Source organism: Yersinia similis (assembly GCF_001053095.1).
GTDB classification, from domain to species: Bacteria; Pseudomonadota; Gammaproteobacteria; order Enterobacterales; family Enterobacteriaceae; genus Yersinia; species Yersinia similis.
Genome location: NZ_CGBP01000012.1, coordinates 57,604 through 73,126, shown reverse-complemented (window position 1 = coordinate 73,126; position 15,523 = coordinate 57,604). Strand labels below are relative to the sequence as shown.

Sequence of the window (15,523 nt, the reverse complement as noted above, 5' to 3'; positions counted from 1 at the left end):
TCACCCCTGGGGCTGGCTCTTCCGATGGCGGAAGGCTTCAAGAAAACGAGGTCCCACACGTTTCATGTCACTTTCAATAAACTCGGCATACGGGAGCACCACGCGGACGACACTGAACGGGAAATCCGGTGGGCTGAGTTCGTAGACGAAGCAGTGACTCAGTCCCTGCGTGGCCATCCTGGTTTTAATGACCTGCCACAGCGCATCCATCGAGTCCGGTGGAGAAACGTGCTCACTGGCTGCAAAAAAGGGCATCATACGGTCATTACTGAGAATTTTATCCCGCAGGTTGTGCACTATGCTATGTTCATCAAGTTCAGGATGATCCTGATAAAAATGGATCCTTTTGACAATGTCATCCCGACCGCCATGAATATGGGTCAGACGACTCTGCGCGGCTTCGGTGACCGCTCTGGTGGCAGCAATTTCCGCAACCGGGTGTAATCCGTATCCATCAGCTACTGAAATCGCGCTGTCCGCATCGGGTTCAAGCACAAAAGCAGAATAAAATGGGAGCTGAAATGCATTCACCGTTTTTCTCAGCGCCAGCATCAACCCTGCATCTTCAATTTGTTTTCGTAATTGGGATATGACCTCAGGCTCAGTGGTCATATCCACTAACGCTGAAGAGTGATATATACTGTCGAAAGATTTTATATCACGTTCAAGGACTTCGCATACACCATGAACTACAGCTTCCAGTCGTGAGTTTCCTGAGCACAGGCCGTTCGTCGTGGTACCACCATAAAATGAACGTTGTCCCTCAAGATTAACAGGGTGAAAAACCAGTTCAGCCGGAATTAATGATTTCACCCCGCTGATAATATCGGTAGCCTCAACACAATTTATTTCTTCCTCTGGCAAAAATGTCATCCCAAGCTTTGCACCGAAAGAGGAAAAAGGAAGACCGGGAGGTAAAGATGCCTGAACATCTTTTAGCTGATACTTTCTGATATTTTGTTGGTGTTTTTTCCCCTCGGCCAGAGAAAATTCGATGGACTCCATAAACGCCCCGATTTTGGCTTCGCAGGGTCTGAGCCCCTTGCCATTATGGACATTAAGGGAACCCTGAGCGGCATATGGCCGAATCCCTGCAAAAACCGGCATGCCGATTTTATCGAGCCACGTAATGTCCGTAACACGTGTCACCCCCATATTTCTTGCGACCTGCTGAGCAAGAACCAGAGATTCTTCCGCAGTACGAACTCTGATGCTGGAACTTAATCTGAACATACCATCCCCTGTAAAAAGACTGCTCCGTAATGCTTCACCGAGCAGTCTGTCCCGTATCAGCGAGAATTAATCGTCATAGGTAATCAGATCATTATTGGAGTTGTGGCTAGATGATCCACCGCCAACACCCACTGAAGCCTGCTGCTCAAAAAAATCAACCAGTTCTGCGGATACGTCGTCAGAAACATTAAGGTTCAGCGTATTTACAGTTTCTTGCATAAAGTATTCCTCGATATAGGTTAGTCATTCTTATACAAAGTTGAGCCATTTCAGATCAGAAGACTCGGAATGAATGTTAACAAAATATTACAAATGCGTTACAAACAGATCAAAAAAACATCAAGGGAAATCTATTATTTTTGAAAGTAGTCACAAAGTAGAAATTAATACTCTCTCTTATTGATACACTGTTAACGCTGACGGTGAACGGCGAAAAAAGAGTTAACTAATTAATTATATTTAATATTATTTTGCGGTAACTCACATGTCAGACAAGAGATGATTAAAAATAATACAGTCGCCGTTCTTGCTTTTTTGGAGACTCGGACAGGTTGACAATTTAATTGCTTTTAACTGTTTCGATAAGGAAATACCGAGTAATTTCAAATAGAAATTATTTATTGCGTTGGTATCAACGAGCAGTACTCAGTAGCCCACACACTTCAAAAAACCGATAATCTCCATACTTTCACTCAAAAGACAGGAGGTTTATTCATGAGGATGTTTCTCACAGCCACAGACCCGTGAAGAATGTCGTCGCATTCCCCCTGATGGCAGACTGGCGAATACGGAAAATACTGTTAACGATATTTTAACTTCGTGAACGGATGTGTTTTTTTGAATAAATCGCCGTTTGACATAACGCAATTCATCATAGTTGATGAGGGGGTGCTGACTTGCGATACGTATTCTCCGTTACGGTGGGGAAGATAAATTCCAGAGGGATATTCTCCCGCACAAACAACGCACGTACCTTTTCCTGAGCCATGGTCGTCACTTCCCCATACGTCAGGATGCGGTATAGTGAACGTGCAGCCTCAGGATCCTGTTGTGCCTGCATGAGGGACTGATTCGTTGCCAAATGGACTTCCCGCCAGAAGTTTTCCTCCGTGGTCAAACCATTTGTAAAATCTTTCTGAGGCTCTGCCTGAAATAACTCTGCAAACTTACCTTCCGGCTGGAGCTCCCCTTCACTCAGCAACATGATCGTATTGGCAGCGGCTTCTAACATGAGCAATTGTTCCTTAAGGGGAAGCACCTCAAAAGGGTTGACCGTACACAACGGATAATGACTTTTTTCCCAGATACAAAGCAGGTTTTTACTGTAAGAACAGTCACGGGCGAGCGGCATGGTCACTTCATCACCGGGACCAACACCGACAGATTTAAGTGCGATTTTTAACGCATCAGTCCCGCTACTGGTGGCAATGCATGTATGTGCATCATAAAAATTGCTTAATACACCTTCTATCTTCCCTATGTAAGGCCGCTGGTAAAAAATCCGCTTTCAATGACATCTGAAATGATGTCCCGGCATTCCTGCCGTTCTTGACGTGAATTTAGTCTTGAGAGAGGCAGAAATGCAATATGTCCGGACTCATCATATTCATTCTCATCATTAATTCTGCGGTAAATATCTTTAAACCGTTCCTGTAGTTCATTCTCCGTTGATGCGCTGAAAACTATTTCATTTAAAACGCTGACATCGTCAAACTTTTCCATAAACACCTCCATTTGATGTGGGCTAAAAATAAACCATCGGAGGGTAATGTTTCATATTCGTATTACGAGTTGGTGAATATGAACACAATTGTATTAATAATGTAAGTGATCTGTATTATGGTTTGGCTTATTGCCATATTAAGGTTCTATCTCTAAAGGTTTTTTTCTGCTACCTGAAGCCCTCATCCGGAGTGCTTTTTGAAGTGTGAAAAGATAAAATTTTGATTAGCAATTGTGATGGATGTAACAACAGGACAATTTCGCCTCGTATTTCTAACCAAAGCCGAAAGTACAAACACAGCCTAAACGTACAATAATTTTCGATATCCAAACTGTCCCCTTACTCATAATAATTTTCTTTTATCTATAAAAATCCCAATAGCTGACACCTTTCAGCTAAAGATGAACAAAATCCACAACTTATCAAAAAAGCTTAAAAATCATCTAGCTACCACCTTAGAGGTATATGAGAAGCAAATTGATTTACATCAAGAAACGCGTCTGGCGGAAGGCTAAGGTGAGGGTAGAAAATTAAAAATTGAGATAAAAATGAGCAAAATAAAAATTGCCATCATTGGCAACGGCATGGTCGGCCACCGCTTTATCGAAGACTTATTGGATAAAGCGGATAAGGACCAATTTGATATAACCGTATTTTGCGAAGAACCCCGCATTGCTTACGATCGCGTGCATCTTTCCTCTTACTTCTCTCATCATACCGCAGAAGAACTGTCACTGGTTCGCGAAGGCTTTTATGAAAAACAGGGCGTGAAGGTGCTGGTGGGTGAACGTGCCATCACGATCAACCGTGCTGAAAAAGTGATTCACTCCAACAGTGGCCGAAGCCTGTATTACGACAAGCTGGTGATGGCAACGGGTTCTTATCCGTGGATCCCTCCTATTAAAGGTAGCGAAGGGCAAGATTGCTTTGTTTACCGCACCATTGAAGACCTGAATGCCATTGAGGCATGTACCCGTCGCAGCAAACGTGGTGCCGTCATTGGCGGTGGCCTGTTAGGGCTGGAAGCCGCGGGGGCATTAAAGAGCCTCGGCGTTGAAACCCATGTGATTGAATTTGCTCCCGTCCTAATGGCTGAACAGCTTGATCCGATGGGCGGTGACCAATTGCGTCAGAAAATTGAACGCATGGGCGTCAGAGTTCATACCGGTAAGAATACCCAAGAAATTGTACATTCCGGCCAAAATAGCCGCAAAACCATGTTGTTTGCTGATGGGACTCAGTTGGAAGTTGATTTTATCGTCTTCTCCACCGGTATCCGTCCGCAGGATAAACTGGCTAATCAATGTGGTTTAGCCACTGCCCGCCGTGGTGGTATTGCTATCAATGATTATTGCCAGACATCCGATCCTGATGTCTACGCCATTGGCGAGTGTGCGTCATGGCAGGAACGAACTTTCGGGCTGGTCGCGCCGGGTTATAAAATGGCGCAAGTTGCCGCAGACCATCTGTTAGGCCGTGAGAATGCTTTCCTCGGTGCTGATATGAGCGCCAAACTGAAGCTGCTGGGCGTGGATGTTGGCGGAATTGGTGATGCCCATGGCCGTACTGAAGGTGCACGCAGCTACGTTTATCTGGATGAAAGCAAAGAAATTTACAAGCGTTTGGTGGTCAGTGCCGATAACAAAACCCTATTGGGTGCCGTACTGGTTGGCGATACCACCGATTACGGTAATCTGCTGCAACTGGCGTTGAATAACATCACATTACCGGAAAACCCGGACAGCCTGATCCTGCCCGCCCATGCGGGCAATAAGCCAGCGATCGGAGTGGATTCCCTGCCAGATAACGCCCAGATTTGCTCCTGCTTTGATGTGACCAAAGGCGACATTATTCGGGCAATTGGACAGGGCTGCCAGACTGTCGCAGCGCTAAAATCCGCGACCAAAGCCGGGACCGGTTGCGGCGGCTGCATTCCGCTGGTCACCCAAGTATTGAATGCCGAATTAAGTAAGCAAGGCATTGAAGTTAATAATCATTTATGTGAACACTTCGCCTATTCACGCCAAGAACTGTATCACTTGATCCGCGTTGAAGGGATTAAGACTTTTACCGAGTTACGGGAAAAATACGGCAAGGGCTACGGTTGTGAAGTCTGTAAACCGACGGTCGGTTCACTGCTGGCATCGTGCTGGAATGAGTATGTGCTGGAGCCACAGCATACGCCGTTGCAAGATACCAATGATAACTTCCTCGGTAATATTCAGAAAGATGGCACCTATTCGATTATTCCTCGTTCACCGGGTGGTGAAATCACACCGGATGGCCTGCTCGTCGTTGGTCAGATCGCCAAAGAATATAACCTGTATACCAAACTGACCGGTTCCCAACGGATAGGGATGTTTGGCGCACAAAAAGATGACCTCCCGGCTATTTGGGCACGTTTGATTGAAGCGGGCTTTGAAACGGGTCATGCCTACGCCAAAGCGCTACGTATGGCAAAAACCTGTGTTGGCAGTACCTGGTGCCGCTTCGGTGTCGGGGACAGCGTTGGCTTTGGTGTGGCCTTGGAACATCGCTACAAAGGTATCCGCGCACCGCACAAAATAAAATTTGGCATATCTGGTTGTACCCGTGAATGCGCAGAAGCTCAGGGCAAAGACGTGGGGATCATCGCCACTGAAAATGGCTGGAATCTGTATGTCTGCGGCAACGGCGGCATGAAACCGCGTCACGCGGATTTATTGGCAGCCGATTTGGATGAAAAGACCCTAATGCGCTATCTCGACCGCTTTATGATGTTCTACATCCGTACCGCCGATAAGCTACAGCGCACCTCCGTCTGGCTGGAAAGTTTGGAAGGGGGGATTAGCTACCTACAATCGGTGATCCTTGAGGACAAACTGGGCATTAACGATCAACTGGAGGCAGAGATCGCCCGTCTGCGCGACAAGGTCGCCTGCGAGTGGAAAGCCACTGTCGAGAACCCAGCAGCACAAGTGCGTTTTGCTCACTTTATTAATAGCTCACTACGTGACCCGAATGTACAAGTCGTGCGCGAACGAGAGCAACACCGCCCGGCTCGTCCGGATGAACGCATCCCGGTCAGGGTTTTGGAACTGGAGGATAACGCATGAGCCAGTGGATCCCACTATGCCCGTTAAATGACATCTTACCCGGCAGCGGTGTTTGTGGCCTGATTAAGCAGCAGCAGGTCGCGGTCTTCCGACCTTATGCTGACGAGCAGGTCTTTGCTATTAGCAATATCGATCCCTTTGCACAAGCCAGTGTGCTATCGCGGGGATTAATTGCGGAGCATCAAGGTGAGTTATGGGTCGCCAGCCCGCTGAAAAAGCAGCACTTCCGTCTGCACGATGGCTTTTGTTTGGAAGATGAAGATCGCTCCGTAACCCATTATGACGTGCGGGTGCGTGACGGTATGGTGCAAGTCAAAGCGTAATAAATGCAAAGCTCAAGCAGAATAGATTGCGGATCAATCCAGCTAACGTTGGGTTCTCAACAAATTACTTTTAATCATCCCCTACGTCATAGGTGTTGTAGCAAGGCAGTAAACACCGCTACAGCACCAAGAACAAAGGGAGTTCGGGGAAAAAATGTACACTGACACCATCAATAAATGTGCGGCCAATGCGGCCCGAATCGTCAAGCTGGCCAAAGAGAGCCCGCCAGGTTTTTGGATTGGTTCAGCCATGGCGGGTGCCTATGTGGGCTTGGGCATCATCCTGATTTTCACATTGGGTAACCTCATCGACCCCGCTCTTCGCCCATTGGTGATGGGGGCCACCTTTGGTCTGGCCCTAACGTTAGTCATCATTGCCGGTTCTGAATTATTTACCGGTCACACCATGTTCCTGACCTTCGGTGTGAAAGCAGGCACCATCAAATCCAGCCAAATGTGGGCGGTATTACCGCAAACCTGGCTGGGAAATCTACTGGGGTCGGTTTTCGTTGCCCTGCTCTATTATTACGGTGGCGGTAACCTGCTCTCTGTGGACACCAGCCTGGTACACACCGCGGCACTGGCAAAAACTACAGCGCCAGCGATGACCCTATTCTTTAAAGGTGTCTTATGTAACTGGCTGGTCTGTCTGGCGATCTGGATGGCGATCCGCGTTGAAGGTGCGGCGAAATTTATCGCTATCTGGTGGTGTTTGCTGGCCTTTATTGCCTCGGGTTACGAACACTCCGTGGCGAACATGACCTTGCTTGCGTTGTCTTGGTTTGGTCATCACAGCGAGGCATACACCTTAAGTGGCATAGGCCATAACCTGTTGTGGGTCACGCTGGGTAATACTCTGTCAGGCGTGGTCTTTATGGGCCTTGGTTACTGGTATGCCACACCTCGGGCGCTACGGCCACAACCTGCGGCGATTAATGCTCCACACAGCGCAAAATCATAATAATTTGGCAGCGCTGTAATAACTCGCTGCCCTACCGTAATTAGTTGCCCTGCCATAATTAGTTGCCCTGCAACAAACTGAAAAACTGAAGGATTGCCAATGGACTACTTCCCGATTTTCTGCCAACTGCAACACAAAGCCTGTCTGCTGGTTGGCGGTGGAGAAATTGCTGAACGCAAAGCGCGCCTGCTACTGGATGCAGGTGCGTTAGTCACCGTCAATGCCTGCGAGTTCACCCCCCAGTTTCACCATTGGGCAGATCAAGGGCAACTTTCATTAATTCGCGGTGAGTTTATCCCCGAATTGTTGGCCGATAAATGGCTAGTCATTGCCGCCACCGATCAGTTGTCCGTCAATGCATTAGTCTATCAAAGCGCCAACCAGCAACGGATCTTCTGCAATGTGGTTGATGATCCGAAACGCACCAGCTTTATCATGCCATCCATTATTGATCGCTCCCCCATCATGATCGCGGTCTCCTCTGGCGGCAAAGCGCCGGTGCTGGCACGGTTGTTGCGAGAAAAACTGGAAGCCATGTTACCGCAACATCTGGGACAACTGGCGCAGTTGGCGGGGAACTTACGCCAGCGAGTGAAACAGCATTTTTCCGTGATGACGGATCGTCGCCGATTCTGGGAAAAGTTGCTGACCCACGACCATCTGGCACAATCTTTAGCCAATAATGATCACATACAAGCCGAACAGCATATTGAACAACTGTTTAGTACCCCACTCACTGATCGCGGCGAAGTGGTTTTGGTCGGTGCAGGGCCGGGTGATGCAGGTTTATTGACCTTGAAAGGGTTGCAGCAGATCCAACAGGCCGATGTGGTGGTTTATGACCGGCTGGTCTCCGACGAAGTGATGAATCTGGTCCGGCGTGATGCCGAACGAATCTTTGTCGGCAAACAATCGGGCCACCACTGTGTGCCACAAGAGCAAATCAACCAAATCCTGTTACAGCAGGCACAATCCGGTAAGCGGGTGGTGCGTTTGAAAGGTGGCGACCCGTTTATTTTTGGCCGGGGTGGCGAAGAGTTGGAAGAGTTGGCGAGCTACGGTATCCCTTTCTCAGTAGTCCCTGGTATTACGGCAGCATCCGGTTGCTCGGCTTACAGTGGAATTCCACTGACTCACCGTGACCATGCGCAAAGCGTGCGACTGATCACCGGTCATGCCAAGAAAGATGGGCAGTTAGATTGGGAAAACCTGGCAGCAGAAAAACAAACATTAGTCTTTTATATGGGACTATCGCAGGCTGGAGAGATCCAACAGCAATTGATTCAACACGGCATGCCAGCGACCACTCAGGTTGCCTTAATCGAAAACGGCACCTCACGGCATCAGCGGGTTGTGAGTGGCGAGTTGAGTCAATTGGCATTACTGTCCCAACAGGTCAGTAGCCCGAGCTTGATTATCGTCGGTAGCGTGGTCAGCTTACGTGAAAAACTGAATTGGTTTTCCAGCCGCCATCACGATGATCAGCCCAAAATGACTGAATGTGTGGCTTAATGTTGGTTAATGCTGGCTATGCGGTTAATGCTAATTAATGAGGGGGAGATCTCCCCCTCACATTACTGATGCGATGTGATCATTACGGCTGCGCAACAAAACCGATGGCTTCGTACACTTTGGCTAAAGTTGCTTGTGCACGGGCACGGGCCTTGGCCGCACCTTCACGCATCACATCCTGCAACAGCGCCTCATCTTCACGATAAGTACGATAACGTTCTTGTAGCTCGCTCAACATGCCAGAAACGGCATCTGCCACCGCACCTTTCAAATGACCGTACATCTGGCCAGTAAACTGCGCTTCCAGCTCTGGGATTGATTGGCCAGTCACACCAGACAGAATATCCAGCAAATTAGACACGCCAGCTTTCTTCTCTACATCATAACGAATGAGCGCAGGTTCATCAGAATCTGTCATGGCACGCTTAATCTTTTTAACCACCGATTTAGGATCTTCCAGTAACTCGATCACATTGTTACGGTTGTCATCCGATTTAGACATTTTCTTGGTCGGATCCTGTAAAGACATGACGCGGGCACCAGCTTTAGGAATAAACGGCTCAGGGATTTTGAAAATATCGCCATACAGATTATTGAAACGATTTGCGATATCGCGGCTCAGCTCCAAATGCTGCTTTTGGTCTTCCCCCACCGGTACCTGGTTGGTTTGATACAGTAAAATATCTGCCGCCATCAATACTGGGTAATCGAACAAGCCAGCATTAATGTTTTCTGCATAGCGCGCCGACTTGTCTTTAAACTGAGTCATGCGGCTCAGTTCACCAAAGTAGGTATAGCAGTTCAACGCCCAGCTCAGTTGAGAGTGCTCAGGCACATGAGATTGAACAAAAATGGTGCTTTTCTTCGGGTCAATACCGCAGGCCAGATACAGCGCCAGCGTATCTAACGTTCTTTTTCTCAACAGAACCGGATCTTGGCGAGCAGTAATTGCATGCAGGTCAACAATGCAATAGATGCAATCATAATCATCCTGCATCTGTACCCACTGACGCAGCGCCCCCATGTAATTACCAATGGTCAATTCGCCGGACGGCTGTGCGCCGCTGAATACGATAGGTTTACTTAATACAATGGGTTTACTTAATACAGTGGGTTCACTCATTTTATACTTCCTGATCTTTTAAAGATGGTAGCCCAATGGTGGGCAACAGGTCGGCAAAATGCGCCAGCACGCAGTCTGGATGACTGGTGGCAATCGCTTCACCGTAGTTATATCCATAGGTCAGCCCAATACAAGGGCAACCCGCCGCCTGCGCGGCCATAATGTCATTACGCGAATCACCGACGAACAGCATTTCACGTGCATGTAAGCCAAGTTTTCCCAGCAATAAATACAACGGGGCCGGATGCGGTTTTTTCACCACCACATCATCACCACCAATGATGACAGAGAAATAGTCTGCGATCCCCAATGACGTTAGTAAAGGGGCAACAAACGGTGTTGGCTTATTGGTAATAAGCCCCATCGGCAAGCCATTGGCAGCCAATTGAGCTAAAGTGGCTTTCACTTGCGGGAATAGCTGGCTCCCCTGCTCAACGGTTTTGGCATAATAATGATCAAACAGTTCGCGGGTCTGTGCCACAAGCTGAGCATCACCTTCACGCCCTGCCCAATGCAGCGCACGCTCGACTAAGACATCTGCGCCATTACCAATCCAAGTGGAGACTAACGCTTCGCCAGCGGCAGGTAACCCCTGATGCGCCAACGCCATATCAATAGCACTGGCCAGACCGGGCGCGCTGTCCACTAAGGTGCCGTCCAGATCGAATGCAACACCACGAATCGCCTCAAACTTAACCATTAGCCGCCATCGCCAGTTCATTGCGCATGGCATCGATCACCGCGGCATAATCGGGTTGATTAAAAATCGCGGAGCCAGCAACAAACATATCGGCACCTGCTGCGGCTATCTGGCGAATATTCTCGACCTTAACACCGCCATCCACTTCCAAGCGGATATCATAACCACTTTCATCAATCAACTTACGCACCTGACGCAGCTTATTCAGGGTTTCAGGAATAAACGATTGACCACCGAAACCGGGGTTAACTGACATCAGTAAAATGACATCCAGCTTATCCATCACATAATCAAGATAGCTCAGAGGAGTCGCAGGGTTGAACACCAGACCGGCCTTACAACCGCTCTCTTTGATTAATTGCAGCGTGCGGTCAACGTGTTCAGAAGCTTCGGGATGGAATGTAATATAAGTTGCACCGGCTTTTGCGAAATCCGGGACGATACGGTCAACCGGCTTCACCATCAGATGCACATCAATAGGTGCGGTAATTCCGTAATCACGTAGAGCCTGACATACCATCGGGCCGATGGTCAGGTTAGGAACATAGTGGTTGTCCATCACGTCAAAATGCACAATATCAGCACCTGCGGCGAGCACCTTCGCGGTATCTTCACCCAGCCGGGCAAAATCAGCTGACAGAATAGAGGGGGCAATTAAATACTTTTTCATCCGTTTCTCCAAACATGTTGCTTCGTCTTATGAAAGATCGACTTTATCAACCTGGACACCTGGCTATACCCAAAATAACTCGAGTTGCAGGAAGGCGGCAATTGAGTAAGTCCCCACCAGTAAGTGACTGGGGTGAACGAAAGCGGCCAACACACATGCAGCTTGAATTATGACGGGTATATCATTAAATAACATTTAATAAACAACCACGACCATTTGATAAACTATCGCCATCACTTCATAAACCACCCGTCTGAGCGATTACCGGACAGCAGTTTTCACTCAGCTATAGAGCGCCAAAAGTTCGTTTACTTTACTGCGACCAAGGATGTTACGGCTGATCGTACGGCGCGCAGTGACGACATGTAGCGACGCCGCCTGATGATACCAATTACGCGTCAGTTCGGTGTCATGGTTAGAAATCAGTACCGGAACTTTACTCTCAGTAGACAACTGATAAGCCAAACGCGCCAGATTTTGCTGGTCTGCAATCCCAAAATTATTGGTGTGATAGGCCGTAAAGTTTGCCGTCGCTGATAGCGGCGCATAAGGAGGATCGCAGTAAACTACGGCTCCCTGCACTGCTTTTAACAAGGTTTCCTGATAGTGCTCACAAACAAAAACCGCATTTTGCGATTTTTCAGCAAACCAATAGAGCTCCGCTTCTGGAAAGTACGGTTTTTTGTAACGACCAAAAGGCACATTGAATTCACCGCTCAAATTATAACGACATAGGCCGTTATAACAGTGGCGATTGAGATAGAGGAACAGCAATGCACGGCGATAAGCATCCGTACTGGCATTAAACTCTTGCCGCAATTGGTAAAACAGCTCGGAATGATTGAAGTCGCCAGTAAAGAGAACTCGAGCATCACGCACAAAATCATCTGTACGTAACTTAACGATATTGTATAAGTTGATGAGATCGTTGTTGATATCAGCCAGTATGTAAGATTCGAACTCGGTGTTGAGAAACACGGAACCCGCACCAACAAATGGCTCTATCAAACAATCTCCCGCTGGAAGATGGCGTCGTATGTCATCAACCAGCGGATATTTCCCACCAGCCCATTTTAAAAAAGCGCGGTTTTTCTTCATGCCGTCAGTTAGCTACTTAATAATTCAGAGCCGCAGATTGTACTCTGTTTCAAACAGCACATCAGCGCACAAATCAGAATGGTTTATTTTTTAAGGTCTTGCTGTACTTGTTGTACAGGCTTAACCCATGGCTTTTTCGCTTGAACATCAGCGGGTAATGTTGTGATTGCCTTTTTTGCATCCGCAGAGGATGCATAATTACCACTCACTAAAATGTACCAAGGCTTACCATCACGTTTGGTTTCGTACACATGATAATCAGTTAACTTTTGCTGCTTTGCATAGGCATTCAAGGTGTCTGAGCGCGATGCGCTGCTCAATTGCAGCGTGTAGTGGCTACTCGGCGCGCTGTTCAATGCACTGCTACTGGCTGCACCTGATTTAGGTGTACCGGATGTAGCAGGAGGAACCGCCACAGCCGCGGTATTTTTATGGTTAACCGCTGGTTGCTTAGTGGCCTGTTTCTGCACCGGTTGCGTAATCGTTTCACGCGTAATAGGTACTTTTGCCCCTTTCGATGGAGCAACTGTTGCCGCAGCCGTCGGCAGTGTTGATGTATGAGCATCACTGATATTCTGAGATAACGTATCCACCTGCCCTTGAGCCTGAGAGAGAGCATCGGACATATTACCAAGCAATTCAATCCGCTGAGTCGTGCTGTTAGCCGAAGGCGGTATTGCAGCCTCGGTTGGCGTTGGCGAAATTGGCGGAGCACTGATATCTTGCGGTGGAGCCGTATTCTTTACACCATTGGCATCATGGCCATCGCTGGCATTGTTCGCAATACTGGGCTGGCTATTATTACCGCTGGTTAACGAAGACGAATCCGATAAATTGATATCTCGTGCCGCATTAACATTTGGGTTTTGTTGGGATGCTTCATGTTCGGTAGGCGCTTTCAAGGCAGAACCAATGGCGATAATGATCAATAGCAACACTAAAATGCCAATACCAATCATCATATGTTGGCGTGAAACAGCAAGTTTAGGCCCGGTGGGGGACTTGCGAGAGCGTGTAGGACGACGGTCACTGCTATCTGGTTTCAGATCGTCATCCAGCTTTAAATCATCCATTTAAACCCTCCAACTAGAGGCAAAAGCCCGCCGCATCAATTATTGCGATCCGGCTGATTGATTTGACCGACGGTAAACAGTTTAAAACTGCCTACACAAAAGATACGATGTTTTATAATACAACATCATAATACTTATGAATATCGTACTTATAAGCATAGCACTAGTGAACAGTGTTCTTATGAAAAGAACACTGATGAACATAGTTTTTATGAAACATCACACCGATAAATATCGCACCTATACCATTTTCTATGGCTGGCAATCCGCTATCGATGCCAACACCATATCATGCGTAACACCGCCCCGGATTTCTGATTTACCGATGGCCGTTGGCAGTACCAGACGGAGTTCACCCGCCAATACTTTTTTATCCCGCATCATATGTGGCAGATAAGATTCTGGTGCCATTTTTTTAGGCCCACAAACTGGCAGACCGGCACGTGATAGGAGTTTCTTAATACGCTCAACATCACTGACAGAAAGCTGCCCCAGACGACGGGATGTCTGTGCGGCCATCACCATACCCGCAGCAACTGCTTCACCGTGTAACCACACTCCGTAGCCCATTTCAGCTTCGATAGCATGACCATAGGTGTGACCCAAATTGAGTAAAGCGCGCGCACCGCTCTCTTCACGTTCATCAGCAGCAACAACATCGGCCTTTAATTCGCAACAGCGGCGGATACAGTAAGCTAATGCTGGCATATCCAGTGCTAATAAAGCGTCAATGTTGTTTTCTAACCAATCGAAGAAGGCTGCATCAAGGATGATGCCGTATTTGATCACTTCAGCCAAGCCAGAAGCGAGTTCACGCGGGGGGAGAGTTTTAAGACAATTAAGATCAACCACCACCGATGCAGGCTGGTAGAAGGCACCAATCATGTTTTTGCCCAAGGGATGGTTAACTGCGGTTTTACCACCAACAGAAGAATCCACTTGAGAAAGTAAAGTAGTAGGAACTTGAATAAAGCGCACACCGCGTTGATAGCAAGCTGCGGCAAAACCGGTCAGGTCGCCTACTACGCCACCACCTAAGGCAACCAACGTAGTATCACGACCGTGCGGTTTTTCCAGAAGGGCAGAAAAGACCTGCTCCATAACGCTCAGAGATTTATACTGCTCACCATCAGGTAAAATCACCTGATCAACTTTAATGCCACTTTGTTCCAACACTGCCCGAAGAGAGCCCAGATAGAGTGGAGCCAACGTTTGGTTAGTGACCAGCATAACCTGGTCACCCGCCTTTAGCGGCTTAAAAGAGGCCGGGTCATTGAACAACCCGGCGGCAATCGTAATGGGGTAGCTACGTTCCCCTAACGTGACAGTAATCTTCTCCATGTCGCGCTCAGTAACCTTCTTAACTTACGCCCGCAGGCATTAGTAAAATGCTAAATCAGTTACTTTCCAGCATGTTGATAATCTGGTTAGCAACCACTTTCGCGCTTTGATCGTCAGTGCGGATAGTGACATCTGCAATTTCTTCGTATAACGGATTACGTTCTTTTGCCAGTGCTTCTAACACTTCACGTGGAGGTTCATCGACCTGTAGCAACGGACGCTTTTTGTCTCGTTGTGTACGGGCTAACTGCTTCTCGATAGTGGTTTCTAAATACACCACAACCCCACGGGCTGACAAACGGTTACGGGTTTCTCTGGATTTAACAGAGCCACCACCGGTTGCCAGAACAATGCCTTGCTTTTCCGTTAGTTCATTAATCACTTTTTCTTCACGATCGCGGAAACCTTCTTCGCCTTCCACGTCGAATACCCAGCCCACGTCAGCTCCGGTACGTCGCTCAATTTCTTGATCAGAGTCGAAAAACTCCATATTGAGTTGCTGAGCTAACTGACGACCAATAGTGCTTTTGCCGGCACCCATAGGCCCAACCAGAAAGATATTGCGTTTCTCTGCCATGTTTTTGGTATTACTAAGACTATTCGTTAATGATAACCCGCCCCGCCAATCAAATTAGCGGCGGGACCTAAACTGAAACCTCATGAGCGATAGT

The 15,523-nt window shown here is 47.8% G+C and carries 14 protein-coding genes and 1 pseudogene; 4 read left to right on the top strand and 11 right to left on the bottom strand.

All coding sequences use genetic code 11. The features are described from left to right. The 4 genes and pseudogenes from AC971_RS10840 to AC971_RS25620 all read right to left on the bottom strand — a co-directional run. Positions 1–1,233 (bottom strand): YcaO-like family protein, encoded by a 1,233-nt coding sequence (locus AC971_RS10840; protein ID WP_025381774.1) that lies wholly within the window; start codon positions 1,231–1,233, stop codon positions 1–3. Between the two features lie 66 nt (positions 1,234–1,299). Continuing rightward, positions 1,300–1,452 (bottom strand): hypothetical protein, encoded by a 153-nt coding sequence (locus AC971_RS24265; protein ID WP_156170215.1) that lies wholly within the window; start codon positions 1,450–1,452, stop codon positions 1,300–1,302. A gap of 652 nt (positions 1,453–2,104) precedes the next feature. Continuing rightward, complete coding sequence (locus AC971_RS23860; RefSeq protein ID WP_328286623.1) at positions 2,105–2,590, bottom strand: hypothetical protein; 486 nt, start codon at positions 2,588–2,590, stop codon at positions 2,105–2,107. After that, positions 2,576–2,955 (bottom strand): annotated as a pseudogene (locus tag AC971_RS25620) (DegT/DnrJ/EryC1/StrS family aminotransferase); the annotation flags it as partial. The pseudogene AC971_RS25620 and the gene AC971_RS23860, both read right to left, overlap by 15 nt. A 549-nt stretch (positions 2,956–3,504) precedes the next feature. Between AC971_RS25620 and nirB the strand changes: the two are divergent. From nirB to cysG, 4 genes are all read left to right on the top strand, one after another. Next, complete coding sequence (gene nirB / locus AC971_RS10825; RefSeq protein ID WP_025381777.1) at positions 3,505–6,051, top strand: nitrite reductase large subunit NirB; 2,547 nt, start codon at positions 3,505–3,507, stop codon at positions 6,049–6,051. Next, a complete protein-coding gene (gene nirD, locus AC971_RS10820) occupies positions 6,048–6,374 on the top strand; it encodes a nitrite reductase small subunit NirD (RefSeq protein WP_025381778.1) in 327 nt (108 codons plus the stop codon). Before nirB ends, nirD begins: the two co-directional genes overlap by 4 nt. Before the next feature lie 154 nt (positions 6,375–6,528). After that, positions 6,529–7,335 carry a nitrite transporter NirC gene (gene nirC, locus AC971_RS10815; RefSeq protein WP_025381779.1) on the top strand — a complete coding sequence of 269 codons (807 nt, stop codon included), beginning with the start codon at positions 6,529–6,531 and terminating at the stop codon, positions 7,333–7,335. Between the two features lie 99 nt (positions 7,336–7,434). Then, on the top strand, positions 7,435–8,847 hold the full coding sequence (gene cysG, locus AC971_RS10810; protein WP_025381780.1) for a siroheme synthase CysG: 1,413 nt from the start codon (positions 7,435–7,437) through the stop codon (positions 8,845–8,847). An 82-nt stretch (positions 8,848–8,929) separates the two neighbouring features. On the opposite strand, the gene trpS is transcribed toward cysG, so the two are convergent. The 7 genes from trpS to aroK form a co-directional block, all read right to left on the bottom strand. Continuing rightward, positions 8,930–9,970, bottom strand: a complete 1,041-nt coding sequence (gene trpS / locus AC971_RS10805; protein ID WP_025381781.1) for a tryptophan--tRNA ligase — start codon at positions 9,968–9,970, stop codon at positions 8,930–8,932. Position 9,971: 1 nt separating this feature from the next. Next, positions 9,972–10,670 carry a phosphoglycolate phosphatase gene (locus tag AC971_RS10800; protein WP_025381782.1) on the bottom strand — a complete coding sequence of 233 codons (699 nt, stop codon included), beginning with the start codon at positions 10,668–10,670 and terminating at the stop codon, positions 9,972–9,974. Continuing rightward, positions 10,663–11,340 carry a ribulose-phosphate 3-epimerase gene (gene rpe / locus AC971_RS10795; RefSeq protein WP_025381783.1) on the bottom strand — a complete coding sequence of 226 codons (678 nt, stop codon included), beginning with the start codon at positions 11,338–11,340 and terminating at the stop codon, positions 10,663–10,665. Before rpe ends, AC971_RS10800 begins: the two co-directional genes overlap by 8 nt. Positions 11,341–11,622: 282 nt before the next feature. Further along, the gene (gene dam / locus AC971_RS10790) at positions 11,623–12,438 is read right to left on the bottom strand and encodes an adenine-specific DNA-methyltransferase (protein WP_002208895.1); all 816 of its coding nucleotides are present in this window, start codon (positions 12,436–12,438) and stop codon (positions 11,623–11,625) included. A gap of 83 nt (positions 12,439–12,521) precedes the next feature. Then, the gene (locus AC971_RS10785; protein ID WP_025381784.1) at positions 12,522–13,511 is read right to left on the bottom strand and encodes an SPOR domain-containing protein; all 990 of its coding nucleotides are present in this window, start codon (positions 13,509–13,511) and stop codon (positions 12,522–12,524) included. 252 nt (positions 13,512–13,763) lie between these two features. Continuing rightward, positions 13,764–14,852 (bottom strand): 3-dehydroquinate synthase, encoded by a 1,089-nt coding sequence (gene aroB / locus AC971_RS10780; protein ID WP_025381785.1) that lies wholly within the window; start codon positions 14,850–14,852, stop codon positions 13,764–13,766. A gap of 55 nt (positions 14,853–14,907) precedes the next feature. After that, a complete protein-coding gene (gene aroK, locus AC971_RS10775) occupies positions 14,908–15,429 on the bottom strand; it encodes a shikimate kinase AroK (protein ID WP_002208899.1) in 522 nt (173 codons plus the stop codon). Positions 15,430–15,523: the final 94 nt, after the last annotated feature.